Genomic DNA, 279 nt, shown 5'->3' with positions numbered 1-279 from the left:
ACCGTGTCCGGCATCCATATCGGTTTTAAATACTAAAATATTATTATCGGTTTTTAGCTCGCGCATTTTAGCTACCCACTTCATCGGCTCCCAATATTGTACCTGTGAGTCGTGCAGCCCAGTGGTTATTAGCATATGCGGATACTCTTGCGCGCAAATATTATCGTACGGCGAATAGGCTGCAATTACATCATAAAATTGCGCATCGTTAGGGTTACCCCACTCGTCGTATTCGTTGGTGGTTAGCGGAATACTTTCATCTAACATAGTGGTTAACAC

1 protein-coding gene is annotated in these 279 nt (G+C 43.4%); it reads right to left on the bottom strand.

Annotated elements, in window-relative coordinates:
- A partial coding sequence (locus AAEY83_RS14385) for a prolyl oligopeptidase family serine peptidase (RefSeq protein ID WP_351059903.1) occupies positions 1-279 on the bottom strand: 279 nt, incomplete at both ends.

Source organism: Psychrobacter sp. TB20-MNA-CIBAN-0197 (assembly GCF_040309765.1).
Classification (GTDB): domain Bacteria; phylum Pseudomonadota; class Gammaproteobacteria; order Pseudomonadales; family Moraxellaceae; genus Psychrobacter; species Psychrobacter submarinus.
This window is presented reverse-complemented; position numbering and strand designations above follow the sequence as displayed.